General features: G+C 53.7%; 15 protein-coding genes. 9 read left to right on the forward strand and 6 right to left on the reverse strand.

The features are described from left to right. Positions 1–160: 160 nt before the first annotated feature. Positions 161–1,123 carry a toll/interleukin-1 receptor domain-containing protein gene (locus tag E5K02_RS25275; RefSeq protein WP_135399343.1) on the forward strand — a complete coding sequence of 321 codons (963 nt, stop codon included), beginning with the start codon at positions 161–163 and terminating at the stop codon, positions 1,121–1,123. A 439-nt stretch (positions 1,124–1,562) separates the two neighbouring features. Here the strand turns inward: E5K02_RS25275 and E5K02_RS25280 are convergent, their stop codons facing one another. Then, complete coding sequence (locus E5K02_RS25280; RefSeq protein WP_135399346.1) at positions 1,563–1,775, reverse strand: hypothetical protein; 213 nt, start codon at positions 1,773–1,775, stop codon at positions 1,563–1,565. Between the two features lie 479 nt (positions 1,776–2,254). Here E5K02_RS25280 and E5K02_RS25285 point away from each other — a divergent pair, with 479 nt between their 5' ends. The 8 genes from E5K02_RS25285 to E5K02_RS25320 all read left to right on the forward strand — a co-directional run bounded on the left by E5K02_RS25285 (position 2,255) and on the right by E5K02_RS25320 (position 11,601). Further along, the gene (locus tag E5K02_RS25285; protein WP_135399348.1) at positions 2,255–3,280 is read left to right on the forward strand and encodes a site-specific integrase; all 1,026 of its coding nucleotides are present in this window, start codon (positions 2,255–2,257) and stop codon (positions 3,278–3,280) included. Positions 3,281–3,483: 203 nt separating this feature from the next. Next, positions 3,484–4,581, forward strand: coding sequence for an AAA family ATPase (locus tag E5K02_RS25290; protein WP_135399350.1), 1,098 nt, complete (start codon positions 3,484–3,486; stop codon positions 4,579–4,581). A gap of 2 nt (positions 4,582–4,583) precedes the next feature. Next, positions 4,584–6,965, forward strand: a complete 2,382-nt coding sequence (locus E5K02_RS25295) for a S8 family peptidase (protein WP_135399352.1) — start codon at positions 4,584–4,586, stop codon at positions 6,963–6,965. 76 nt (positions 6,966–7,041) lie between these two features. Next, complete coding sequence (locus tag E5K02_RS25300; RefSeq protein ID WP_135399354.1) at positions 7,042–7,356, forward strand: hypothetical protein; 315 nt, start codon at positions 7,042–7,044, stop codon at positions 7,354–7,356. A 47-nt stretch (positions 7,357–7,403) separates the two neighbouring features. Beyond that, positions 7,404–9,140, forward strand: a complete 1,737-nt coding sequence (locus E5K02_RS25305) for a HesA/MoeB/ThiF family protein (protein WP_167856591.1) — start codon at positions 7,404–7,406, stop codon at positions 9,138–9,140. After that, complete coding sequence (locus tag E5K02_RS25310) at positions 9,137–9,607, forward strand: Mov34/MPN/PAD-1 family protein (RefSeq protein ID WP_135399358.1); 471 nt, start codon at positions 9,137–9,139, stop codon at positions 9,605–9,607. The genes E5K02_RS25305 and E5K02_RS25310 overlap by 4 nt, the downstream gene beginning before the upstream one ends. Positions 9,608–9,867: 260 nt before the next feature. Continuing rightward, the gene (locus tag E5K02_RS25315) at positions 9,868–10,143 is read left to right on the forward strand and encodes a caspase family protein (RefSeq protein WP_135399360.1); all 276 of its coding nucleotides are present in this window, start codon (positions 9,868–9,870) and stop codon (positions 10,141–10,143) included. A 699-nt stretch (positions 10,144–10,842) separates the two neighbouring features. Beyond that, the gene (locus E5K02_RS25320; protein WP_135399362.1) at positions 10,843–11,601 is read left to right on the forward strand and encodes a hypothetical protein; all 759 of its coding nucleotides are present in this window, start codon (positions 10,843–10,845) and stop codon (positions 11,599–11,601) included. Positions 11,602–12,527: 926 nt separating this feature from the next. Here E5K02_RS25320 and E5K02_RS25325 read toward each other — a convergent pair. The 5 genes from E5K02_RS25325 to E5K02_RS25345 form a co-directional block, all read right to left on the reverse strand. Beyond that, entirely contained in the window at positions 12,528–18,017 is a 5,490-nt protein-coding gene (locus E5K02_RS25325; protein WP_135399364.1) for a hypothetical protein, read from the reverse strand. Between the two features lie 210 nt (positions 18,018–18,227). After that, complete coding sequence (locus E5K02_RS25330) at positions 18,228–18,833, reverse strand: hypothetical protein (protein WP_135399366.1); 606 nt, start codon at positions 18,831–18,833, stop codon at positions 18,228–18,230. After that, positions 18,830–19,297 (reverse strand): OmpH family outer membrane protein, encoded by a 468-nt coding sequence (locus E5K02_RS25335; RefSeq protein WP_135399368.1) that lies wholly within the window; start codon positions 19,295–19,297, stop codon positions 18,830–18,832. The genes E5K02_RS25330 and E5K02_RS25335 overlap by 4 nt, the downstream gene beginning before the upstream one ends. A 2-nt stretch (positions 19,298–19,299) precedes the next feature. Then, on the reverse strand, positions 19,300–19,776 hold the full coding sequence (locus E5K02_RS25340; protein WP_167856592.1) for an SMI1/KNR4 family protein: 477 nt from the start codon (positions 19,774–19,776) through the stop codon (positions 19,300–19,302). A gap of 1 nt (position 19,777) precedes the next feature. Continuing rightward, positions 19,778–26,284 carry a LamG-like jellyroll fold domain-containing protein gene (locus E5K02_RS25345; RefSeq protein ID WP_135399372.1) on the reverse strand — a complete coding sequence of 2,169 codons (6,507 nt, stop codon included), beginning with the start codon at positions 26,282–26,284 and terminating at the stop codon, positions 19,778–19,780. Between the last annotated feature and the right edge of the window lie 658 nt (positions 26,285–26,942).

The following is a 26,942-nucleotide window of genomic DNA, read 5'->3' on the forward strand; positions in this document are numbered from 1 at the left end:
CGATTTTAGCTTGCCCGAACACATTGCTGCCGGCGAAATGCACCCCTTGCGCAACCCCGCCAGCTGGGAAGAACGGCTGGCCGAATTTCCTTAGCGTTGTTTTCCGTTCCTACTCTAGTGGAACCCCTATACGAAGGGGGAAGTTCGCTACCTCACAGTAATGCGTAAGTGGTTGCGTCACGAACAAGAGTTAGTAGTGAGTCTAAAGCCTTTATTGTCACCCGTCGAAACTCCTGCTTTATCAGATTTTACGCAAGAAAACATGGTCATTGCTCAGAAAATCAACAAACTACTAGTAGTGCTAGAGCGGGCCGAGCAGCTGGAGAATACTACTGCGACAAGCTCGGAGTTTAAAGCTTGGTGGGAGTTGACGACTCGCACCTTAGAGCAGCTTTATGGTGCTGACTCACGACCGGTACAGCACTTCGCAGGGTTACACTTTCTGCCAGTAACTGCCGGGCGAATGGTGAAAGGCTCTTCGGCTTATCAGGAGGAGAAGCCCAAGGTGTTCAAGAAGTCTCTCAGTACAGCAGTGATGGTATTTACTGATTATTTGCGCGAATTGCAAGATGAGCTAGGTAGTACTCCAAGTTCAATAATACACAGGTCCACTACTAGACCCTTACACACTATGCTCAAGCGCCTCTTTGTGAGTCACGCAACTAAAGACCGTGCCTTGGTAGAAGAATTTGTTGAATTACTTGAAATGATGGGTCTGACCAAGGACCACATTTTCTGCTCTTCTATGCCTGGCTATGGCATCCCGCTGGGAGAGAATTTTTTGGAACGTTTAAAACAGGAATTAAGTGGGGAAGTAATGGTGCTCTTCCTTCTGACGCCTAATTTCTTTGACAGCAAAATATGCTTATGTGAAATGGGTGCTACCTGGGTACTGTCGCAAAGCCACGTGCCGGTGGTGGTACCACCATTAGAATACAAAGATATCCAGGGTGTCATTCCGCTTACTCAGGGCTTTAAAGTGAATGACAAGCTCAAGTTGAATGAGCTCGCTATTCAAGTTGCTGAGCGGTTTGGCATAGCTAGCGGTCCCCGCCATGATGACCAATGGGAGCGGAAGCGGGATAAAGTATTGGCCCGGATACATGCTTTAATTCAGGCTTAGGATAGTAATCGAACTCACTCACATCGTAACTGAGGAATAATTATGGGCCCATTAGATCAAATTCAAACACTCAGGTTTCAATTTCACAGCAATTGCCTACAAATCTGATAAGATGAAAAATTTGCTTAAAAATATTATGGCTATGGCCAAAGCCATTCTTTTTATTGACGTGGTATGAGTGGCAAAACGGAATGTCTCTTTTGCATCCATAAGCAAAGGCGCACATCTAAAGGTGCTTCTTCGGTGCATGTAACTTATGCTTATAACAGACCATAAATGACCCTCTATAAATTATACAATACTAACAATCCAAGCCCGAACAGGTCGAAGTGGGACGTGTATCATTACATAAATGCGTCTTTATAAAACAGTCAAGTAGACGTAAAAAAAGCCCTCACGCTACGTAGGGCTTTTAGAAGTAAAAGAAGATAGCAGTAGGTTATCGAACGAAGAAGCCTTTGGCCTCCCAAGTTGCGACATTCTGTGAGCGCACGAAGCGGGTCTCAACATGGCCCCAAGCATCGATTTGATACATCACCGTCTTGCCGACTTCACGCGCCTGCAACGCTTCTCGTTGTTCGGCAGAGGATAAAGGCTGGGCAAGCGGTTCAGCGGGTTTACGCACTCGGGGGCGTTTGGCAAAATTAGGCATACTAGGACAACAGCACGTGTGGGGAAAGGTTTTTGCGCCGTCGAGGTACGCATGTTGCCCATTGGCAGTCGCCTATGAATAAAGCACTCGTCACCGTGGAGAAAATAACAGCTATGGCTCTCAATCCTGATTGTTCCTACCTGCTCATGTTCACCTCCTACTAGACATCATGTTTCTTCAAGACTCCTTAGTATAAGGAGTGCATGAATAGAAACTGGCGAAAATCCCGTCTATAACATACAACAAACGGACCCTTGAGAAACAGCAAAATTTCCTCTGCTAAAATCAATTAGGGCTTGACAGTAATATTGGCCTATGTCAGTATCATAATAAGCATCTTAACAAGTATCCACAGGATTTGACAAGCTTGAAAATATTAGCGTCGATAATTAATACTTATCAACGCTAATTCGTTACTTTTGAAGACACCCGCGTTTTGCGCCTATGGCTGGCTACCCAGGTGGCCACTCCTTATATATATGTCCCAGCTGCCCGCACCAGTGCCCCAACCGTTCGGGGCCGGTCTGTCCACCACCGTTTCCTCAGCCGCGGCCGCGTACCTGGACGCTGGCCTGCAGGGTGCGGACAACACGCGCCGAGCGTATCTGTCGGACCTGGGCGTGTTCGACCGGTTCTGCGCCGAGCGCAACCGCTGTCCGCTGCCGGCCGACGTGGCAACCCTCATCGAGTACGTGACCTACCTAGCCGACACGCCACCCGAACCCCGCGCCACGGCTCGGCCCACCACGGCACCCCGGCCCCCGCGCAAGTTTGCGACCCTGAAGCGTCACCTGGCCGCCATTCAGAAAAACCACCAGCTACACGGTTACGATTCGGCCATCGCAGCACCCGAACTGGCTGCGGTGCTCGATGGCATCGCCCGCCTCAAGGGAAAACGCCAAAAGCAGGCGCCGGCCTTCACGGTCGACCACCTCAAGCAAGTGATTCGCGGCTTGGACCGGGCCACGCCCGCGGGCTTGCGCGACCGAGCGCTGTTGCTGCTTGGTTTTGCCGGAGCCTTTCGCCGCTCCGAGCTTGAAGCTCTGGACGTCGACCATGTACACCTGACTTCTAAATCCCTGCTGATCGATATGGGCAGCAGCAAAACCAACCAGTACGGGGAGCTGGAAAACAAGGCCGTGTTCTACGCCCCGGTGGAGTTGTTTTGCCCGGTGCGGGCAGTACTGGAATGGAAAGAGCTGCTGGGCCGGACCACGGGTCCTTTGTTTGTACGCCTGAGCCGGGGTGCAGCCGGCGAGCCTTCGCGCCTGAGCAAGCACCGGTTAACAGCGAAAGGCATAAATGAGCTGGTGCAAAAGCATTTTGGGGCCCACTTTACGGCCCACTCCTTACGGGCTTCCTTTGTGACGGTGGCCGTCCAGAAAGGGCAATCCAATAAAGCCATTAAAAACCAGACCAAGCAAAAGACCGATGCGATGATTGAGCGGTACGCTCGCCTCAATGATGTGGAGGAGTTTAATGCTGCACAGCATTTAGGTCTCTAGTTATCCTCCCTTCATTCAAGCGGATTATATAGAATAAAGGGTTGACCCAAAAGCTCAGGGCAGGCTCCAGTACACCATACTGGAGTCTGCCCTGAGCTTTTTACAAAGAAAAAGATATTGTTAGAAACGTTTTTGGAATAATTTAAAACGATATTCAGATTTTTAGAAACGTTTATTATATATTTGCGTACGTAAAAACACACATGTTCACAGAAATCATAAAAATCATCGAAGGCGGCCTCAGCAAGGACCCGCAAAAGGTGCTTAGTTACGCCAAGCTGCTTGCCGAAAACCTCAGCAAAGCCGGCGATACAAAAGCCGCCGACCGTATCCTGCGCGCCCTGCACAGTAAGCAGGCCCAGCCCGTATACCTTGACCAGCTCCTGACGGCTCCGGTCGACCAAGAGACCCGCATGAACATCGCCGACCTGGTGATGCCCCAGCAGGGCCTGGACTTCCCCGTCATTCTTTCCGATAATCTGCGTCACAAGCTGGACGGCTTCGTAGGCCGGCTGCAGCACCGGTCCGAACTCCAGGCCGCGGGCGTAGCCCCCCAGGCCTCGCTGTTGCTTTACGGCCCTCCCGGCTGCGGCAAAACCACCATTGCCCATTACATCGCCCAGCAAATGCAGTTGCCGCTGGTCGTGGCCCGCCTCGACTCACTGGTTTCGTCGCTCTTAGGCAACACGGCCAAAAACATCCGCAAAATCTTCGAATTCGCCAGCCGGCAGCCCTGCATTCTGTTTCTGGACGAGTTTGACGCCATCGCCAAGGCCCGGGATGACCAGCACGAGCTCGGCGAACTGAAGCGCGTGGTCAACAGCCTGCTGCAGAACATTGACGAGTTCGTAGAATCCAACATCCTGATTGCGGCCACCAACCACCAGGAGCTGCTCGACAAAGCCATCTGGCGGCGGTTTAACAGCATCATCGACGTGTCGCTGCCCCAGCCGTCCGACATCCAACGCCTGTTGCAGCTCTTCCTCAAGTCAGTGGAGTTGGGGTTCGATCTGGACAGCAAGAAGGGCGAAGCGCTGGCGGAACTGATGCAGGGCAACAGCCCGGCGGACATCAAGTCCATTTGCCAGAACGCCATTGCCCAGAATGTGCTGGCCAAAAAGCCAAAGTTGGACTACGAGGATTTGCTGCTGCAATTCTACTACTACAAGCACCACGAAGCCGCTTCCCAAGAAGCCTTACTCGGTTTTTTGAACACCCACGGGGTGTCACAGGCCGCCATTGCGGAGCTACTCGACATTTCCCTGCGCCAAGTGCGCAACTACTTTAATCCGAAAGGCTAGCCATGGAACCCAAGAATCTTCCCATCAAGCTGTTCAGCAAGCGCGGCACCCAGGACGAGCGCAAGACCGAAGGCGGGGGCGGCAGTACCTTGCCCGGTTGGCTGCTGCCCGAAGACTTGCTCGAAGTTCGCGCCTCCGAGTTCCGGCAGGCACTAGGCACCACGGCCCAGACCATCGCCACGCGACGGCCTGAGCGTAGCTTCATTCCGGCCGTGGTGCAGGTAACGGTGCGGGAAGATGCTATGGCCAAGTCGCACCGGGGCGAGGTGGGTAAGATCTTCAACCGCAAGGAAGAGTACAACTTTATTGGGTTATCCGAGGACCTGGACTTTTTGGTGAAGGTGGAATCCCCAGAGCATGTGGCCTTCATCGACCACAACCTGGAGCGGCCGCTGGCGTTCTCCATCGGCTTATCCGCCATTGACGAGATTCGACCGTTTCAGCCACGTATTGATTTGCCCCAGGATGCTTCTACGCCGCTGAAGGTGAAGCTGGTGAATTACCAGGACCGGCAGATGAATGCCCAGGTGGAAGGCGCCTTTGAGCAGACCCTGCGGGAAGGCCAAATCGACTACCGCAAAACCCGGTACACCTCAGGCTTGACCGTTTTCAAGCTGGAGCACGTCCGGCCCGATGCCCTCGTGACGGTTCAAGAGTTCGAAGCGCTGTACTCCATCGACCCCATGCCGGCCTACCGCATCACGCTCGATGAGCTGAGCAGCGGCCTGGAACTGCCCGTGAAAACCCCGGTAGCGGGTCAGGACTACCTGACCGTAGGCGTGCTGGATTCGGGCATCGCCCCCATCCCGCACTTGGCGCCGTGGCTGGATGCGCGCCGGTATTCGGCCTACAACGAGCCCGAAGTGGACCGCTCCCACGGCACCTTTGTGGCCGGCGTGCTGCTGTACGGCGACGAACTGGAGCAGCGCAACTGGGTGGGCGTTGGGGAATTCAAATTGCTGGATGCCACCGTGTTTCCGCGTCCGGGGCTGGAAATTGACGAAGACGAGTTGCTGGAAAACATCCAGAATGCGGTACTGGCCCACCCCGACGTGCAGCTCTGGAACCTGTCGGGCGGTGGCACGATGGAATGCAGCGCCCGGGACTTCTCGGACTTTGGCAAGTCGCTCGACGAGCTGCAGCAGCGCACGGGTGCTTTGATCTGTAAATCGGCCGGCAACTGCACCAATTTCGTTTCGGCTGCCCCCAAGCGGCGCATCCCCGTATCGGCCGACTCTGTGCGCTCCTTGGTAGTGGGCAGTGTGGCCCACTGCCAAGGGCCAGATGACCTGGTTCCCGAGGGCCACGCCTCACCCTTTTCGCGCAGTGGGTTTGGCCCCAACAAGCTCATCAAGCCCGAACTGGTGCATTATGGCGGCAATGGCGGCGTAACGGCCGCTGGCCGCATGAAGCTGACCGGCGTCAACTCCTTTTCTATTACCGGGGGCGTAGTGCAACAAGCGGGTACGAGTTTTTCCACCCCGCGCGTGTCGGCCCTGATGGCCGGCCTTTCCCACCGCGTGGCCGGTGACTTCAACCCCTTGCTGTTGAAAGCCTTGGCCATTCACTCGGCCAAGTATCACCCGGGCCTAAGCCTGAGTCCCAGCGACCGGCTGCGCGAGCTGGGCTTCGGCCTGCCGGGTTCCGTGGACGACATCATCTTCAATTCGCCCCACGAAAGCACGCTGATTCTGCAGGACAACATCCTGCGCGGGGGCTACATCGAGATACTGGACTTTCCGTTTCCGGACGTCTTAATCAACGACGAGGGCCAGTTCTACGGCGAGGTTACCGTCACGCTGGTGACGGACCCGCGCCTGGACGGCAACCAGGGCGCCGAATATTGCCAGTCCAACATCGACGTGTCCTTCGGCACCTACGACCGAATTCGCCTGCGCGACACCACCAAGCGCACCGTGTCGAACCCCATCGGCAAGCTCAACCCCTACAACCTGCTGCTCTCCAGCAACTACGCCGCCCGGTTCCAGCGCTACATCGACCACCCGTTCACGCCCGAGCGGCAGCTGCGCGACGATTTAGGCAAGTACCACCCGATCAAGAAGTACGCCATCAACCTGCAGGAAATGACCGAAGCGCACCGCGTGCGCGGGCTGACGGCGCCCAAGAAATGGTACATCGAGCTCAAGGGCCTGTTTTCACACGCGGCGGAAGCCGCGGCCGCGGCCGACGGCGAAGTGCTCTCGCAGGAGTTTTGCCTGATTGTGACCATTCGCGACCCCTTGCAGCGCCACGACGTGTACAGCTCCGTGACCCGCAGCCTGACGCTCAACAATTTTCAACACAACAACATCCAGCTGCGCAACGAGGTCAACCTGAACCTACGCAACACCAGTGGCGGCCCGGCCTCCGAGCCGGCCGTGTAGTAGCTCGGCCAGTAAGTACAAGATTTTCAACCCGACCTGCTCACGGGTGAATTGAGCAACTCTTTACTCCTTTTTTATGGCCTCCTCTGACAAAAAACCCGACAAACCTGCAGACCGCAAGCTCACCTTGCAAGTGCTCATTGAAGACAACCAAGTTTTCACCGATGAATTTCTGCCCAACCAGAAGCTTCATGTCATCACCAACAAGACGGAAGCTCACTTTCACATCGACGGCACCGAGCGCATTCTGCGGCGTGCGGACGGCACCGAACTGCCCGATTTGCAGCGAACCATAACGGAAAGCGGCATTTTCGAGGGAGAAGTACTGAAGTACTTGAAAAAAGCCCCGCGCCCGCCTCGCGAGGAAGGTTTTGCTAGCCCCTGCCGGTAATGAGTTACCGGTGGCACGAGGAGTACCCAGAACGGTACCAAGTGGAAATGACCCTCCTGCGCCAGGGGGTGGCTGGCCGCTTTCAACTGCTGGAGGTGTATCCGGCAGTTCAAGCGAAGCTTGACCTAGCCAATGGCCAGCGCTTAGCCATTGACGGCGCCGTGTTTGCAGCGGGACAATTGCACTACGGCGAAGGCCAGGTACACCAAGTGCTGCTAGAATATCCCGCGACCTACCCGGATGAACCCGTTGCCATCTACCCCGTCGCTGACATTCAGCTCCAGGGCAACATGTTGGTGTGCCGCAGCATCAACTTTGGTAAAGGGCAGCAATACGGTGATGGCAAAATGTGCCTTTTTGCCAAGCACACCTGGGATGCAGACCTACACGACGGAGCATATGCTTTGACTAGAGCGGCGCGCTGGTTGACCTTTGCTACGTCGGCCACAGGTTTCCCTGCGTCGGAGATCGTGGAGGAGAACGTTCCTGTCCTTCCTCCGGCTGGCACTGTCGTCTTCCCGTTTGCGGTAGACGTGCCGGCTGGCTCGCCTGGGGGGCATGGGCGGCTGCTGCCGGTGGGGCCCAACCTCTACACACTGCTGGAGTTTAGTGAAGCTTCGCCTACTCCGACATCCCTGCACACGCGGCAGGTACAAGGACGCCGGTGGCAAGCCAGCCCTTCTTTCCTGAACCCAGCCGGTCAGCCCGGCGTGGAAGTGCACTGGCAACGCTTGGACGGCATATCTTTCCCGCAAGCCGTGGCTACGCGCATCGGGCTGGTGCAACAACGTCTTGCAGCGGATGGGGGTATATTACAAGCATCGCTGGCTGCCGGCGCAGAACTATTTTTTGGCTTCTATTTGGGCCAAGAAGAACAATGGTTCATGCTTCGGGTACGTCCCAACGGGAACGGGGGTGGTGCCATTGAATTCTTCATAACCCGGCACTTGGAAAGCGAACTGTACCTACGCGTGCAGGATATTTTTGAGCCCGCGATTTTGGCCACTAAAACGGTCACCATTGTAGGTTTAGGAGCTCTTGGGTCGGAGGTAGCATGCGAACTGGCACGTAATGGAGTGGGGCGGTTTCACCTGTTTGACCCGGAACTCATGGATTTAGGCAACTCGGTTCGCAGCGCGGCGGATTTGTCTACCATAGGCCAGCACAAGGTGCACGCCGTGCGGAATCTAATGCTGAATCGCAACCCGAACGTACAGTGTGAGGTGTACCCGCAGCTCGTGGGCGATGTCATCTCTGCCTTCGAGCGTGCGGCGGCGGCCTCCGATATCGTCATCGTCCTGACGGCTGAGAACAGCGTTGATTTTCCAACGAACCGCCTAAACCTGAAACGCCTGCGCAAACCGTTTCTTTACGCCCGGGCTTCCAAGGGGGCGCTTACAGGCGTGGTGCAGCTCGTCGAGCCCGGCATTTCCGCGTGCTTGCGTTGTTTGGTACGCCACCCCGAATCAGATCTGCCTGTTTCACGACTGGACACGGCCCACATGGCTGCCCTAAAGACCGTTCAACTTGGTTGCGCAGCCCCCAGCTTTCCCGGGGCTGGAGTCGACACGCGGGAAATTGCGCTGCAAACCAGCCGGGTAGCCTTGCAACGGCTGCTCACCGAACTACCCCAGCCATTCTATCCTGCCCTACCGGGATATCAGTTCCGGTGGCACGGTCCTGCTGGCTCTGCGGAACACGCCCCCTTCGCCTGGGAAATCTTACATTTAGGCCCTCATCCTGACTGTTCGGTCTGTCGCACAGCTGTCACCTCGCCCACATGATTTACCGTGTTGTAATCTCCCAAGAATGCCTGGATGTACTCTACACAGACATCAGCCGCTATCAACCACGAGAGACCGGTGGTGCCCTGATGGGGGAAATACAAGGCGGGATATTAACCATCCGCAAGTGCATTTTAGGTGGGCCCAAGGCCGTACGCGAAGTAGCCTACTTTGAGGCCGACCACCCGTACGTGGAAATGGAAATTGACTTGGAATATGCAAACTCCAAGGGCCGGCACTGCTACGCCGGAGAATGGCACTCCCATCCGCAGCGCTACCCAGCACCCAGTCCTAAAGATTATCAGTCCTTTTTCACCATTGCCCATGGCCGGGATGATACCGACCCGGTGTTTTTAATTTTCGGGTACGTGGGACTGGCGCGGCCGACGATGCTGGAGCAGGGCATTGCCATCTACCTGGATAAACAGGAGCAAAAATTTTACAAACTGCCCATCGTAGTAAAGTAGGTTCCGGCCATAGTAGAACGGATTTACCTGGTCTTACTGAGTACAGCAGCGATAGCAGCATTCCAACCAGGATGACTGCGCTTGGTGGTGCCCCACTGAATTCATTTCCACTACGAAAGCTTATGGCCGCCCTATTTCTATCCGGATTCATTGGCATTAACTGCCATTCCGACCCAAACATTTCCGATCTGAACTGCGCCCGCCGGGATGCCACGGCCCTTTGGGCACTCTGGTAGGACAACCTCCCGGATGCCAGCCCAGTGCTGCTCGTGGATGAAGAGGCTACGTGGTCCCGTATCGATGAACTGCTGGCCCAGACCCTGGACGCGGCTACGGAGCAGGACGTGATGTTGCTGACTTTTTCGGGCCACGGCACGCACAACCACCGCTTGGTAGCCCACGAGACCAACCTCGAAAACCTGGCGGATACAACCATTGCCATGGCGAACCTGGCCGAACGGTTTCGCCAAAGCAAGGCGCGTCATATTTTGCTGGTCCTGGACTGCTGTTTCAGCGGGGGGCACCGGCGAAAGTGATTGAGGATGGGCTGCAGCCGCGCGGCATCGGATTTTCCTTGGAGTAGGCTTTTTTCGGACGTGGACGCATGCTCTTGGCTTCGGCCAACGTCGATGAAGAGGCGTGGGAGGCAGCAGGCCATGGTTTATTGACTTCGGCCTTGACCGGCGCTCTGCGAGCTGCGACTGGTCCGGTGGAAGTGGGAGGGTTAATGGCCGAGGTTGCCGGACGGGTACGAGCCAAAGCGCAGCGCCTGGGCTTGACTCAAACCCCGAAGTAGGTGGGTGATATTGATGGGGGCTTTACCATTCCGTTGCTACAGGCCTTTCCCGAGCAGACCGGGTTGAAGGTCTCGGCGAACATCCAGGAACTAGCAGGCTTATCAAATAAGAAAAGACTTTTTACTAGTTCGATGCGCTGAGTAACTTCTTTCTGTCCGCTTAACCTATAAGGAACTTCTTACGGCTCAAGCAGAGCTATATGCCACACATGACGTGGAACAGGTTAGCTATTTAGATCCACTGTTCAACTCGGCTATTGCCGTTTCCGTTCGCGGAAAATAAGGCTGGGGTTAGGCCGCCATCTGCTGGCGCGGTTCCTTTATTTCCCCGCAGCCGCCGGCCTTCCAGGACAGCGGCAGTAGTAGCAATTTGGTGCTCTCCTGAAACCTAATTATACTACTTAACTTCGTTACTGCACATCTTTTTATAGACCAACCCATGCACATTATAGAAAATCACTACTTTGGATTAGAGCTTAAAAATCCCTCGAAGGCTAATGTCTTGAGAAAGACAGCAAGCATCGCAGCGGATGCCTATGAAGAAGCGTTAGGAGATTGTAGCTTAGCTGAAAAAGAGTTAATTAGGAACGACATACAAGTTTTTTTGTCAGATTCATCGATTGGCAATCACCTGTTTACCCAAACAGCTCAAGAGGTGATTAATAATATTAAGGTTACTGAATCTTTTGACTTAGATATATTACGGGTTCTACCCACGAACGAAAGGCTTCCTTTTAAATTCTTATATGGAAAAGATAGATTTATTGGTTGCCTATGGAGCAATAACGAATTGTATATAATAGACTTACGCAGAGACGTTACGACAGGAGTAGTTGAACGCAATGTGCTTCTGGCTTCCTTAAAATCCAGTCCTAAAGTGTTTAGCGCCACTTTAGCCGATGCCATCAAGTGCCTTATCTTCCTGAAGTTAACCGAGCCTGAGATCATCCATCTCGCTGCTGGTAAGAAATATGGCACACGCAAAAAGGGCCATTACAATGCTACGTCGCTTCCCATAATCATTGTTGATAGCACCTGGAATCAATACATCGTCCGCACGGAAGGCTTCGGGGTCTCTGGTCACTTCCGCTTGCAACGACATGGCAAAGGCAACGCGGACTTGAAATTAACCTGGATTAAGCCTTACCAGAAAACCGGGTATGTCCGCTTATCAAAAGCGGAAACTCTTAACGCTTAACTAGAATTTTGGGGCGGTGGGGAAAGGAAAGTAGTAGGCTGGCTGCTCCGGAATCATCCTCAAACATACTATCCCTTTTCCTAAACCATAAGAACAAAAGAGACAACAGTTTCTAGTGCTGGAGAGGCCGTGTAAATAAGTCGTTCGAAAAGTTCTCATAACTCATCTCCCACATAGGCTTTTAACTGAACAAGTTTTTGAACCTAATCTGGACGGTGGAGCGGGTTTATCGGCTCTGTAGGCTCATAAAGGTAGCTGTTCAGGGAAAGGAGGGTTATTTGTTTCTCTTTTGTCATGTTTGCATCATGACGAAAGAGAAACAAATGCGCCGCTGGGTTGCCGCGATGGACCAGTATCCCGCCTTGCAGCAACACTTGGCCGAAGCCCCCTTGTTTCCTTCCTTTTTCAACACACTACGCATGATAAAGCCCAGCTGCTGCGCAACATGTGCCTCCGGCATAGCCACAGCCTGGACCAGGGGCGCGTCATACGAGGCACGGCCGCCCTGCTCGAGGCTGTCGTGCAAGCCCGTTGCGAGCACGTGGATGGGTTGTCCCTCATACGGCCACATTCAGACGGGACTGGGTTCAATGCCCCGCCAGTCGCGAACTTGTTTTACACAACGGAAAGTGAAACGCTCCTCGGGGTGCTCTACTACCAGAGGACTGCCGCAGGAGGATTTAAAATAGTGTACGAAACACAACCTTAGGAGTACCGAAGGGACGGATTCACCCATACCGTTGCGCGTCCTAGTTCAGCGAAACGGTCGTAAAGCTAAACGAGGAATTTAATACATCTACAATCTCAAGGGCCAGGTGATGCCCCTCTTGCTATGATTCGCTTATTGCTAAGCTCCTGTTGAAAGCGACTGGCAGGTAATAAAAAAAGCCCCAGCGGCTGCAGGGGCTTTTCTTATGGTCGTAATCTTATAGACGCCTTAACTTTTGCTTCCCGTTCGGTTTCGGCGAATCAGCTGCCTTGGCTGCTCGACGGGGATCAAACGTATCGTCGCAGAAATCGCTGTTGTCTACAAACGAATAGACCGTCGTGGTATTATCGCTATACCGGTAGGTGTAGCTGTGTTTGAATAGCGGTCTTCCTTGACTGTCCTGTCCAGCTGGCGTGATGCGACAGCTATGCGGCATCAGTAAGGGTTCCTCGCACACCCCATTGATAACTTTCGGCTGAAAGTACCCCAAGCAGCTGGGACAATCCTGCGTAAGCTCCCCTCTCTCCCAGTCCAGTTGGCTATACGTGCCGCTTTTCGGGTTTACATCCTTGCGTCGATACAACCGGTAACCGGTGCTGTAATTTCCTTCCGTAGACTCCTCACACTTGAATTCTCCGGTCCGAACCCAGTTGGGTTCCCGCATACGCGCATAGTTATAGCTGGTGATCTGTACCAGCTTGGGCGTAGGAGACGCATCAGTGGGCCGGTCCAGCACTTCTTTGTATACATGGGTGACTTTGCCCGCCGCATCATAGAAATACCGGGTGTAAAGGTTGTCGTTATTCAGCACGTAGGTTACCGCTCCCGTATGGGGATCATATGCATAGGCGGTGAGGGGCCCTTGCAGGGGATGAAACCGGAAGTCATCCACGTACACAACACCCAGGCCGGTATTGCGGCACCCCGCCGAAAGCGTACCGGAGGCCCCGGCCGGAACGGTCACGTACAGATTAAGTAAATACCAGTTACCCGACTTCTTGGTGGTGGGAGCACTAATGGACGTTTCCCCCACCAGAGTTCCATTTAGTTTGGCAAACAAGCGAGCTGCTTTCGAACCCGCATCACTGCGATGCACCCAGGCACTGAGCCGGTACTGACGTCCCGTGCGAACACCGGCTCCCCCGACCGGTGCATGGTAGAGGAAACCTTCTTCGCCGGCTGCCAGCTTACTGGAGTACTGTCCGGTATGATGTAATGTATCGCGCTGTCCGCCCGCACGAACCTCGCCCTCAAAATGCACCACATTCGGCTGGGAGGCATCCGGTCGCACCTCGTCCTCTGCCCCAGAATATGCCATTTCCACGTACCGGGCATTGGCTGCCGACGCCAGCGTCCGCGCGGTAGCCTGCACAGCTTTGGTAGATGCATACTGCCCATTCAGGTCGACGGCCTCTAACGGCTTAGAAAAATGGTCGTACCGCAGCACTTCGCCTGCCTTTAACCACCCGGCCGCTTGACCGGTGGGAGTAGGCTGACTCCAGTTAAAAGAGATAAAACCTGCATACGTGCCGTCCGCGTGCAGCTGCGCACCGTTCCACACGTAACTGGCCTGCTGGCGCCATACCGGCTTGGCCGCTCCCTCGTCCCTATACTCCCCATTGCTATAGCCCCGATAGGTGGCCCAGCTTGCATTCCAGGTTTGTACGCTGGCGGCTACCACGCGGCGCTCCCCGGAGGGCAACTGCTTGTACACATAGGTCTCCCCGGTTTGGGTCAACATATTTCGATTTGCCGGATTCTCTGCTTTCAGGCCCATGCTGCTATGCCCGGGAAGGGTATAGGCGGGCACCGTGGTGGTCACGTACGTATCCCCCAATGAGTTTTTAGAAACCGTTTCGACCAGCTGTCCGGTGAGGAAATCATACAGCGTCTTCCACGAAGTCGTCTGCATCCCATTGGCCGTTGTCGTGGTCGAGGAGCCCGTAAGGGGGAGGTATTCCTTTGTGGTGCGGTTGAGATGATACGCTACTCGATCCAAGAGCTCGCTGGTGAGCAAGCCCTCGGTGAAACGGCCTTGCCCGGCTAATCCATCTGGATTGGGGAGCGTACGGCTGTAGCCAAACTGGGAAACCATCTCTCGTTCGCCCCGGCGGTTGTATTTTTCAATGGCTATGGGTTGCCCAATCTTGCCCACGTCAACCGTAATCCGATTGTCCTGTTGCCTCAGAACCCGTGTGTCCACCGTGGAAGCCGTGGGTTGAAATGGGGGCGAGTAGTCTTTCTTCCCTAGATACACGCCAAGTTTAAAGTCTCCCTTTTGCGTAAGGCTGATCATTCGGGATACCGGGGTAAAAAAGGTGTAGACCTCCCGTTGATCATGATCATCGTCCTGCCCAGCTCGGAACTGGCCCCGTAATACCGTTACCCGCCCATATAAAACCGACGTCCCCGGATAATCATATACGCCATACATCGGGATATCCTTATCCCGATCTACAAATTCAGGCAGCTTGGAAATAACGCCTGTGGAGGTCGACCGAGGTGCTTTAGTGGCTAACTCATACCGATACCGGATCTGGTAGGGAGTGTTGTTTTCATCCAGGGTCGTGACACTGGCCACGCGCACGTCTCCTCCTTCTTGGGTCTGCGGCAGCAAAACGCGCAGTTCAGCGCCCTGGGCAATCGGATTGTTGGTACACTCTCCCGGCCCCGTACACGGAGGGGTGGAAGGCCAATCTGCCGGATGGATGGTAATCGACTGATCCGTTACATTCGCTATCGGAACGCGCTTATAGAAAAACTCATTCTCGCAAAACTGATCCTGCACGCGCGCGCCAAGCGTACACTGCATCTTATAGAGGGCACGACCGGTAATGGTAATCGTATCCCCTGTTCGAAGATAGCTTGTCAGTGGGACGGGAAACTGCTGTACCTGCAGCGTATTAGAACAATCCGAATTGCGGAAGGTGAGCTGTTTCGTGCCGTACTCAGACACCATCGCGTACTGATCCCGCTCGTAGGCGATACGCGTACGGCTGCCTAAGGGCGTCAGAATTTCCGTCAGCGACCAAGCCGCTCCATCCTCCGAGGCAGCTTGGTGATTGTCAATAATCGCATGCCCGTCTCTCGTATCCGTAGCCCGGCTGTTGTACATCCCGAAGCCATCCCATTTCCCGCGGCCGTAAGCGGGGTTGGATCCATAGGTGAATTTAAAGTCGGGGATGAGTTTCGTATTCAAGGGACCAAACGTCGACAGGCTTTCCAAGGTAAGCTTGCCGCTGCGCCCCAGGTGCGCCTCGTCGACACCCATCTTAGGCAAGGGAGAGAGGGAGGCAAACGAGTTGGGTGTGCCCACGCACAGTCGATAGCTGTAGTGGAATACGACGCGCTTCAACGCCCGCTGGTTAATGTAGTCCCGAATCCTCGCATCAGCGGCTATATCCTGAGCATCCAGCACATACCGGTAGGTATCGCCATTGGCCAAGGTCCGCGTATCCTGTTCATGTGCATTATCGGCGGTGTTAGCCGTTAGAGCCGGGACGGGCGCAGCAGTACTGCCGGCCGGCAGAATCCCATTGGCCGTTGCTAGTTTATCGGCATCCTGGTTTGTCAGCAGGATAATCTCATCCAGGCGCAGGGAAGAGGAGGGCTTCTGCTCATCCAGGCCTAAGGGAGACTGGTCTGCCGTCCGACCGCTAAAATGGCCCCGGCCGTCCTGACGTACGCTTTTTACGAATAAGGCAGTATGCGACCGGGTGCGGATGGAGTTCAGGTAATACGTCTGCTTGGCTCCTTCCGAAAAGCTACCCGTAGAATTCTCGTTCACGAACTGTGGCCCGGCCGGCTCCGGATAGGCCTCTCCTACGTAAGGCTGCCGCCATTTGTAATGGGGCGCAAACCGTCCGTACTCAAATTTCACCCAACCGCCCCAGTCCTGATCATCCACGACCCCGAGGTGATGCCGATCTACGTAGTCCGACGAGGTGATGGCAGTCAGCAGCCAAGTGGTGGCATAAATGTACTGCCCGGTTCCGTCCCCGAGCCGGGACGAAGAAAAGCTGGGACGATCAGTCGTTTTCTCGTTCGCTTCGCTATAGGTAGCATAATGGTACACCGGCAGCGAATAGTGGTAGGTGGTCCCGTCTTCTGCCGTAACGCGGAAGGCACCAATGCCTTTGCCGGGGAGGCGGATGCGGAAAGCATTAAAGGACGTGCCGGCGTCAACGCTGTCGTAACGGGGAATATAATGACGGGTTGCGAACGGTTTTCTGGTATCCAAGGTGTAGCCGACAATCTGCTGACGCCGCACGGATCGAAGTGTGGGCTTGTAGCATTCCAGGAATTGCTCGCCATTCCCCTCAGCCGAGGTGTGGTAGATCTGTTTCTCAATCTCCTCATTGGAGTACCACTCCACATGCTTGCCCTGCAGCAGGGCCCGCTCCCGGGCTCCGGTCGTTTCATTCACACGATTCCGCACGCCTTTACGGGCGGGTGCCGTGGCTGCCGGAGCGCCTGTACTGGCAACCGTAAAGCGGGTTTTGAGGCGTTCGTCGCGCACGATTAGGGAGCCCTCACCTTGCGCATCATGGGTGATGCCGGTTTCCGACTCTCCTTGCGGGGTCTCGTAGCGATGATAGTCGTAGCCGTTGGAGGCACTGTTTTCGTAACGGAAACCGACTTTATAGTCATTCAAGAACGGCACCAGGCTGTACTTGTCATGCTCGTCACCCATCTTTTTGGGAAAGGCGATGCTGCCGACCTCCAGACGCTGGGGGCGAATAGAACCGGATACCCCGGCTCCCATGACCGAGAAATCATCGTGCGCAATGCTGATGGGACGCAGACTGGTGACGCGGTACTCGCTTTCTCCACGTCCCACGTGCTGATGAAGATCTCCTCCTACCTCGCGTTCAACGGTGCTCTCATCGCTGTAGCGCCGGGAGTACAGATACACGGGCGCTTTTTCTGCCGGCCCTTGCAGTGAGCCGTTGTACACTAGCGGCCCTCGGTCTACGCCGGGAATGGCCGGGGCACCCGCAACGTTTTGGCTCATGTCCTGAAAATACAGCGAGCCGTACATGGATTCCTCTTTGTTATCGTTGAAGAAGACCCAGTAATTCGTGTGCAGAAGCTTATTTTGCATGCGGACAATCGGGCGGCTGTTTCCGCCGGCGGAGCCCCCTGCCCGGCCCACCATCCCCATAGCGGTACCAATGGCGGCCGAGGTGCCCACACTGGTCCCTACTTCGCCTCCAATGGCAATTGCTTTTGTGGCCACCGACTTGGAACTGGTCACAGCCGTTGCCGAACCAATGGAGGCAATTGTAACGGCCGCAAAGGCCATGCGCACGGGGTCAGCACTGACGCCCTCGCCTTTCGTATACTTGATGCCCACTAAATCACCGGAGTTCAGCTGGCCATTTTCCCAGCCCACACTGGCTAAGCCAATCAGATCCGCTGTGCCACTATGCCCGGTTTCCGAATCCCAGGTCAGGTCCAAGAGGCCGGGTACCCCGCCGTACCATCCCCGGTCTACCTCTTTTTTGAATACGGACGCATAACTCTCCGAGGAAGCATCATCCGGATAATTGTTCAGGCTGCGGGCAATGGCTCCGGGGTTCAGCGACCAGCCCAGGCCGACCCAGGAGGCTTCCTGTTCCAGCCGAATGCCGGCCCGGTAGGTAAGCGGCAGCGAGAAACTGCGCTCTGGCCCGGGTACATCAATCACCGGAATGTTATAGGTCATATCCCCAGTGGTTAGATTCACCATGTCCGTGGCGCCGGGGGACTCGAAACTAGTAAATTCGGGCTGTCCCGGACCCATCGCGGCCCAACTAATGGTGGGAGCGACAATATTTCCTACCGTCTCCAGCAGCAGCAGGCAGGAAACGGCCTGCACTAGGCGGCGATTACGAAACAACATGGGACTACGCGTAAAAAGGCTGCAAATGGAAAACTAGAATTTCAAAGTAGGTAACCGGTCGATATCCTCGCCCTCGAAAGCAAAGCGAACAGTGCCGAGTTGAAACCGGGTGTCGTGATAACTCAGGGTGAAGCCCTGTCTTAGGTCGAGGCGCGTGGTATCGAAGAGCAGCAGTACAGTGGAGCGACCTGTGGAACCGTACTGTCGGGGGTAGAGAGCGGTTAGGGCCACCACCGAATCGGTAGCGTTAACCAGATACACATCGTGGGCAATGCCAGATCCCAAATAGACGACTGCCTGCGTGAAAGCTGTTGCGTCACGGATGTACTGGTTTTCAATCTCAGTTCCATTCTGTGCCAGGGAAAGCGAGAAGTAGGTTTTACCGGCGAAGTGATGGCGCAGTGAATCCAGCATGGCAGGGGATGTCCGTGGCGCACCGGCCAATTCCTGGGCGACCAGCAAGTCCGTAGGGCGGTAGGAGCACATCACGGTAGCCGAGCCTACTGCGCGGGTTTGGGTTAAGCCATGTGCAGCATCCTGCAGATAGGCGCGGTATTCGGCCTCTTCGAGTTGCTTGCGGCAGCTCCCAAGCGTGATGGTCCCCAGGATGAACAGCCCGAGATGGTACGGTCGGCTCATTTCCCAGCAGCGTGTTGCTGATCGTATTGTTTGTTCAGTCCTGCCAGTACTTCTTCAGTAATGTCTTTGCTCTCGGCTGCGTACACAATATTGCCATTGTCGGTAGCGCCGAGAATGAAGTCATAGCCTTTCTCCTTGCCATACTGCTTGATGTATGCATTGATTTCCGTCAGAATTTCCTGACTAACCCGTGCTTCTTCTGCCTGCGCCTTTTGCTGAATAGCCTCGCGGTATTGCAGCAATTGCTGCTCTTTGGCAGCAGCTTGGGTGCCTTTCAGGGCCTGCACTTCTGCCATGAGTGAATCTACATTGGCTTGCCAAGTTTTAACTTGGTTCATGAAAGCTTGCTTTTTGCCAGTTGCACCGTGGTATTGTTCTATTATCTTATTAGAGTTAATGTATACAGTACCGCTTTTACAAGCAGTGCTTAAAAAAGCAAAGAAGCAAAATAATATTCTTATCATATTTAGTTTAGATAAATTTTTTCATCGTCATCAATGTACATTCTTAAAAATTCCATAAATGATGGTGATATTTCTTTATAAGTATCACCACATATGGCTATTACATTGTTTTTATCTGAATGGTTTTCGTCAATTAATACCGCATATGCAATAAGGTGGCATTGATAATCTGCAAATACGTAATATTTTTTTGAATTATTCATATAAAGACTCAATTGTTTAAATGATGTTTCGTCATCCCATTCTTTAAATTTCTCTTCAATATTTTTGAAATTATTGATAGAGTAAAAGCAAAAGAATTTATTGTCATACTCACCACTTGTCCCATTTATTTCTTTGAAATACAAATTTAACTCATATGGCATGAGAATATTGTTAGTTTTATTAAAATTACTAATATCATCCTCAGAAGCTTTTTCTGGGTTTATGATACCCTCTTCTTTCCAAAGAGATTTCTGAAAACTTAATAATTGACTCATTTTATTTCGTTTTACTAAGGACCTCATCAATCATCTTGATGCGTTGTGTTTGTACTTCTATTGCAGTTTCATTTAATTTTTTTCCTGCTCCATTCAGAATCCTTTTGGCAAGTTCTCTGTAATTCTCAAGGATTGCTTTACTCGGGGTTACTTTTCCCCCTGATTTAAAAAAAGCATTCATGTCATCTGCATGCTCTCTCGCAAACTTCTGTAGGTCTGCAAATGATCTACCTTCAGCTGCATTGCGGGCAGCGCCTGACATTTGCAAAATTGGCTTATTAGAGGGGTTAACTCCTGGGTTGGGAGTTACATCAGGACAGCCACAATCTAAAAATTCGGATACTCCTTCAGTAAAGTCATCAAATACGTGTTCTGCTGCATTTTGTAAAATATCTAGTTGAGATACCTGATTGATTATGAGTAGTAAAGCAGTACGTTTTAGGTTATCAGCAATTGATGGCTCATTGCTTTTGGGAGGAGAGTTCTGCTTATTAGTAGCAGCACCTGCTCCTTGCGCTCTTGCTGCACTTCTTGCTCCTTGAGCAGCAACTCCTAAAGCTCTAGTGCTAGTTGCACCCCTAGTGAAAGCCTTTTGACTCAGGGCTCTAAACTTCCCGGCAGCTCCTCTAACATGTGGGCGGGGGCCAGACCAGCCTCCATCAGGATCAATGCCTGAGACGGGATTGTTACCCATGCCAACATAAGGGGAATAAAATTGCCCCTCTGGATCTGGAGCCATCCAGCGCCCAATACGGCTATTATAGAGCCGTAATTCAAAGCTATCGTATCCTGTTTCTTCATCCTTCTCGGCATACTGCCCCTGGTAACCGTGCCGGTAACGCTTATCACCAATGCTGTAATTGAGGCCCGTGAGTGGGGAGCCAAATGCATATTGATGTTGCTCCTGCACAATGGTGCTATTGGTATGTTCTACTTCAATCAGATCGAAGTAGCTTACATAATCGTTAGCTGCGCTCTCTGTGGTTAACTCGATCCGCCCCGAACCAGGAGCCCGGAAGCCTAATTGTAGCTGTTGCCAGTCTTCAGGCACTGTGCTTACCTTTCTAACCTCCTCGGCTTGTAGTTGATTATTGCTATCATAATAGCGGTAGCGGATCAGGATGTCAGGAACAGAGAAACGAGCATTTATGTGCTGCTGCTTTCCTCCACTAAATCCAGTTAATGCAATTCCCACCGAAAGGCTATTCAACAAGGGCTGCTTGGGATGGTTCTTCTCAAGAAGTGATATTCTATCTGATGGAGGCAGACTAGTCGCTGGAGTTACGAAAGGAACGATTTGCAACTGGGAAGAGGGTCGTTCTGTCGTAGACGAATAGTACCGAACCTGCGCAGAAAAGGTGATGGTATCGCCCTTTTCTACGGATACGCTCTTTTGGGGGCCAACCCCAGGGGTAAATAAGGCAGCAACATGGGTGCCTTCGTAGGCTCGGATCGGATCTTGCCAACGGGTTGCAGCCAGATTGACAAACTCTTTTTCCTCTTGCTCTGCCTGAGTAGCGGCTAGTGTCGCTACATACTTCTTGGTTTTTGGCTTGCGGAAAATAACGCGTGCGTTGCCTAGCTGATCGTTGAGTTCATAGCGCGGCTCCAGGGTACTTGCCCCCTGGTCAAGACGGGTAACAGTACCAATACGCCCCGAACCATATAAGGGTATCTCGGTGAGTAGCAAGGCTTGGCCTGGCACCTGCTCGTACGTGCTCAGCACGTTGCCCTGGGCGTCGGCAACATAATAGGTTGTTTTCTGGGCAGCACCAGCCTCATTATATACAACCTTGCTGTTGCGAAAGCCCCGATCATCGTAAGTATAGGTAGCCAAAGGTAGGGTATGATCCGCTTTACGGTATACTCCCGACACTTTACCCGTCACATCGTAGGTGAGGTACTTGGTTCCCTTTCCTTCTTCCGACTCACGCGTCATCTGGCCGTTCAAATCGTAAGCATAACTCAGGACATTTACCCCATTCTGGTTTTTGACCGCTTCCAGCTTATTTGTTGCGCCGAAGTAGTGATACGCAAAATCATCGGTCGCAAACCCTGCGCCATCCCGGCGACGGAGGCTTTTCAGGTTGCCGTGGGCGTCATAGCGCAAATTTCCCTCCTCAAAGGGATTCTTCACCGGATCGTAGCTTAACGTGTTACCGTTGATCAGTTGACCATAGTTAGACTCCTCTAACTGACCTTTCGCATCGTAGCGATAAGCATACCCATGGATAGTCGGAGCGGCAGCCGTCTGCCAGGTACTGGCCCGCACCGTACCATCATATCGAACCCGGTCTTGGTTGGCAGCACTACGCAAGGCCGGGGCCGTTAGCTGGCGACTGGTGTAGTCTCCGTCAAAGTAATCCAGGCGCATGCCAAACAAGTCCTTCAGAATGCCATTGCCCGTAGGGGTGTCCTGTCCGGCATCCAGGCGTTTCTCCACATTGTTGATACTCTTGAGCCACCCTTGTACGGTATAGGCATAGTCAATGCCTTGCAGGTGCCCGGCCAGCTCCACGCGCTTCAGGGGGCCATGGAGGTAGTAATAGTACTGCGCCTGCAGCGAGCGGGTAAGTCCATTTGTGCTGGTATATACCCGGTTCAGGCGCTGGTCCTGATCGTATTCGTAATGATGGTAGAAAGCATCCGGCTGCCCTTTCTGGTAGGCTACTTCCAACACGCTACCTGACAAGTCATAAGTATACTCCACCATTTTCTGCCCCAAAGCCTGAGTCTGCTGCACCAGCCACGCCACCCGTCCCAGCTCGTCATAGCTATACCAGCTGGTCGTCTGCTCGTTCTGCGTTTTTGCGACGGCACCCAAGACAAACTCCTGGCTACGGCCAGCCAGGGTTTCATCGGCTAGATCATACCAAACCTGATTGCGCTGGTGGCAGCGAGTTACATCCAACCCTCCGCTCCGCGTACGATCCTCCAGCAGCGTCAACACACTATTAACCGCGGGCTGCTCGGTCTGTTGGTTTTCAAATACAAAGCCCAACGTAGGGTTGGTAGCCATCGTGTACTCCCCGGATTCCACCACGCGGCCCACTTCGTCATAGTTCGAGTAGGAAAAGCGCTTATCTTCTCTTTGCTGGGCACTCTGCGAAAAGCGAATTCGGCCGTCCCGAGCATACACATACTCGGTCAGCCCCTCGTCCGCGCCTTCTGTACTTAACAGGGTACCCGCGCCACTGTAGCGGTTGCGCGTGACAAACGCTGGATACGTGTCGTTGGCGAAGTTTACGCCACGGGGCGCCACGGTGGCGACCACCCGGCCGGCATCATCGTAATAGGAATAACTAAAGTCGCCATAACGGGCCACATACTCCATCTGCTGGCCGCCGCTCGTTGAGAGAATGCGATAAAAGCCCGGTGCCAGTGACAAGGAAGGGGGTACACTGGTGTAGGTGGTCGCTGTCTCGGTGACCAAGTCAATAATTTGAAAAGAGCCTGTCCCGCTTAAGGTAAGCGTGGCATTGTCGGCGGCCGGGATATGGACGTCCTGATAGCGGGGGGAGCCTGCCGAATTTTGTTCATCGGCGTTGACGGCAAAGCTCAGTGAAAGGCCCGTATACTGCTTGCCGCTCAGACAAGTAGCCAGCAACTTCCCATCCTGATCCGTGAATGAGATGCTTTCAATGCCATCCGCATTCCGGCTTACCGACTTTTCGCCCTTATTGCGCAGGTCGGCGCCCGTGGGTGTGCCCTCTACAAAGTAGTGCCGTACACGCAGGTAGTGCGTAAGCTCGTTCAGTATCGGCAATTCCCGGCTTCGCACCTCATGACCGGCTCCCATTCGGAAGGCATCGCCCGGTCCGGCACTGCGCTTGATGCCTCCTAGCGGGCCTCCATACTCCTCCTGTTGGCTGAAGGGATAAGACGTAGTGGCTGTCTGCGGCTCCAGTGTGTTGGCCGTGCTATAGTAGTAGCCAACCGTGCCCGGGCCCGTCGTGCTGGCAGCCTTTTCCGGCGCCAGTGGATCCGCTTCGAAGTCGGCAGCCCGGTACTCCTGCCCTGTTTTAGCTGACAACAAAAAGCCGGGGGTATACTTGAACTCCTGATTAAACGTCGGGGCCGTCAGGGTGCTTAGCAGGGGTTTGCCGCCGGAGCTGTAGACGGTTTGAATTGCCAGCACGTGTCCCTGACTCAAGCTCTTGACTTGCGCTTGTGTACCTCGCCCCAACGCATCCACAAACTGTTTAGATTCTCCCAGCAGGTGGTCGGCGCCCGCGAACGAGCGCGACAGGGTCCAGTTTTTATCTAAGTCTTCCGCTGCCACCGCAGGCGGTACTACCGTTGGGGACACGACCTGAACGACTAACCCGGCCTGGGCCTGCGGGCACTCCCCCGTCCCGGTGACCGACACCACATAGGACGTGGTGCTGGAAGGAGTAGCAGTCACCTCTGTACCGGAGGTTGCCGACAAAGAGACTGTCGGGCTCCACTGCAGGGCCGGCGTCGCAAATGGAACGGTGGAGCTGACCCAGGTCGGTGAAGACGAGGCAGAGAAAGTGCCGTTCCGGGCGGGGCTCAGTAAGTCATTCACTGTACCTCCCGCGGCCTCATCAAAGCGGTAATAGCCCAGCAAGTCTTCTGTTGGCTGCAGAATAAGCTGCGCGTAACTCGTGGCGAGCTGGGTAGCGTTCAAGGCAATATCCCACAGGCGCAGCTCATCTACCGCTCCTTGAAAGTGGCCGTACTCCCCTCCTCCCAAGCTTGAGGAGATGTGCAGCTGTCGGCTGCTCGTCAAACCGGTTGCCTTTAGTTCTCCGTTCACATACAGTCGCGGGGTTCCCTGCGTACAGACAACGGCGATATGGACCCACTCGGTCAAGGTCGTGGGGGACTGCCAGACAAGCAAGGCTGGCAGTTCGGTGCCACTGCGGGCATAGACACTGATTCCATTGGTGCCGACTGAAATTCCCAGCCCGGCATGATCCGGGCCCCACTGTTGGGCCCCATCGGCGGGGTGCACTAGGTAGTGCTGCCCCACGGTACCAGCAGCCCCTATTGCCAATTGCTCATCCACTTCGTGGGGCTGGGTGGGACGGACCCAGGCCTCGATACTAAAGGTGTTTACCACAGCGGCCGGGAGCGGAGCAAAGGCAACCAGATCCGTCAGGCCATTGAGGTGCAGTGCATTGCCGCCAACGGTAACCTGCGCTTGCAAGGTAGTACTGGTTCCAGCAGCAATTCGCACATCTGGGGAGGCGCTTACCGTTACCGGTGCACACCAGGCCAAGGCGGGCAACATGGTGGCCTTGACCACACGGGAGTACAGAACCAGATTTAGAGAAGAGAAATCGTGTTGAACCCAGTCATTGGTAATGCGGGCGCGGTAGGAACCTTGGTGCGTGGCATCGGCCGCCGTAATGGATAGCGTAGGTGAATCAGCATGATTCAGGTCCTGCCAAAACGCAGTCGGAGAGCCCTCATTGACTAACCGTTGCCACTGGTAATGATTCCGTTCCCCAAGCATGCGTTGGGTGGTCGTCAGCTCTCCTCCCTGGCGAAACGTGATCTCTTCCGTCGGGGCCGGATTGGTTTGATGAAAGTAGGCAAAGGAGGCATTGATGGGTTGCTTCACCCCGTAGAAATTTGGCTCAATAGTGCCAAAGTCCAAATGATTCTCGCTTACCTCAATGGTAGGCACATTCGCGGCACCTTTCCAGCTAGGGATTTTGGTCAGATGGTTTCGATTGAAAAGTAGATACCCGATACTGGGTAAGGAGGTTAGCGAAGCTGGTAATTCTCCTTCAAATTCATTGTCTGATCCTACCAATTGTAATAAATATTTAGCATTGGCTAGCTCCGCTGGCACAGTGCCGGTAAAGTGATTGTTGGCTAGGAAGCAATACGTCAGCTGGGACATCAGACCCATTTCGGCGGGTAGTTGACCGCTTAGCTCATTGTGGCTCACATCAAACAGCACACAACGAGTGAGGCTCCCTAAGGACGTCGGCAGCGAGCTCGTAAACTGATTGTCGTTTAGAATAACATGATAAGCTGGGCTCATACGCCCCAGCGAGGCGGGCAACTGCTCAGATAGTTGATTTTCGGAAACGTCGAAGGACGCAATGCTCTGAAACTGGTGTAGATTCTGAGGCAAGGGGCCGCTGAGCGAGTTTTTATTCAGCTGCAGGCGCCACAGACTGGTCAGATTCGGCAAGGAGGCAGGTAGTGTCCCGACTAGATGGTTGTCACTTAACGTAAGTGTGTAGACATCTCCGCCACTAACCGTAATTCCCGGCCAGTCTTTGAAATCATTGCTCGTCAACCCAGACCAATCTTGCGTCGTCCAGAAGGTACTGGAGGGCCAACCGTCGTGGTTATTCCACTGATCACCGTTCGTCGCTAAATACAAATCTCGCAGAGCGGCTACTTCGACGACATCGGGTACGTTGCCTTGTTGAGCGTTGGACACGAATGCAGGGACCAACAGACAAACAAGTAGGAAGAGACGAGAAGCTAGTAGCTGGTACTGAGACGGTAGTGGTTTTGCCATATGAGGCGAGATAAGGACAAAGTGATACGGCTGGATAAGCTACCGGAAAAGCGAATTAGTAAAGGGGAAAGTCTCTTTCAGATGTCATAGAGAAGAAGCGGCCCTACGATAAACCTTTAAAAGTAAGAGTAACTATCTACATAATTTCCTTGATATTATAAATTTTAAAGATAGTGTGAGGCCTAGAGAATACCGGACGAGAGCCAGGAAAGCTGTCTTATCTAGGACCCCGGTTATCATAGAAAATACGTCTATTACCAAAATGGGAAGGTTTTGGTCAAATCACATAGCGAACCCCCCATTCACTCTTAGTTCATTACCAAGATTCGAGTTAAGGTATTCCAACGCTGCTATGGGGGCCTTGGGTAGCAAAGACTTATGCAGTGATTTAAGCCGAGGCGAAGTGATTGCTTAATTGATCATAAGTAGAATAGCGGAGTTCTAGCTATTCGTGGAACGGGTCAATAAAGCGAAATGAGCATATGTTGTCGAATCGCAACAACTGTACTATGCTGTCTATCCTGCTAAGGAGGGTGTTGTTAAACAAATAGGGGAAAACCTCCGACTCGTCCCATTAGGCTGACGCGTTCCGGCTCGGCTGCCGCTGTAGTTTGGCCAGGTAGTTTTTCAGCGAGAGGTACTTGCCGTACTTCAGGTG

The sequence above is a fragment of the Hymenobacter metallicola genome (assembly GCF_004745645.1).
GTDB lineage: Bacteria > Bacteroidota > Bacteroidia > Cytophagales > Hymenobacteraceae > Hymenobacter > Hymenobacter metallicola.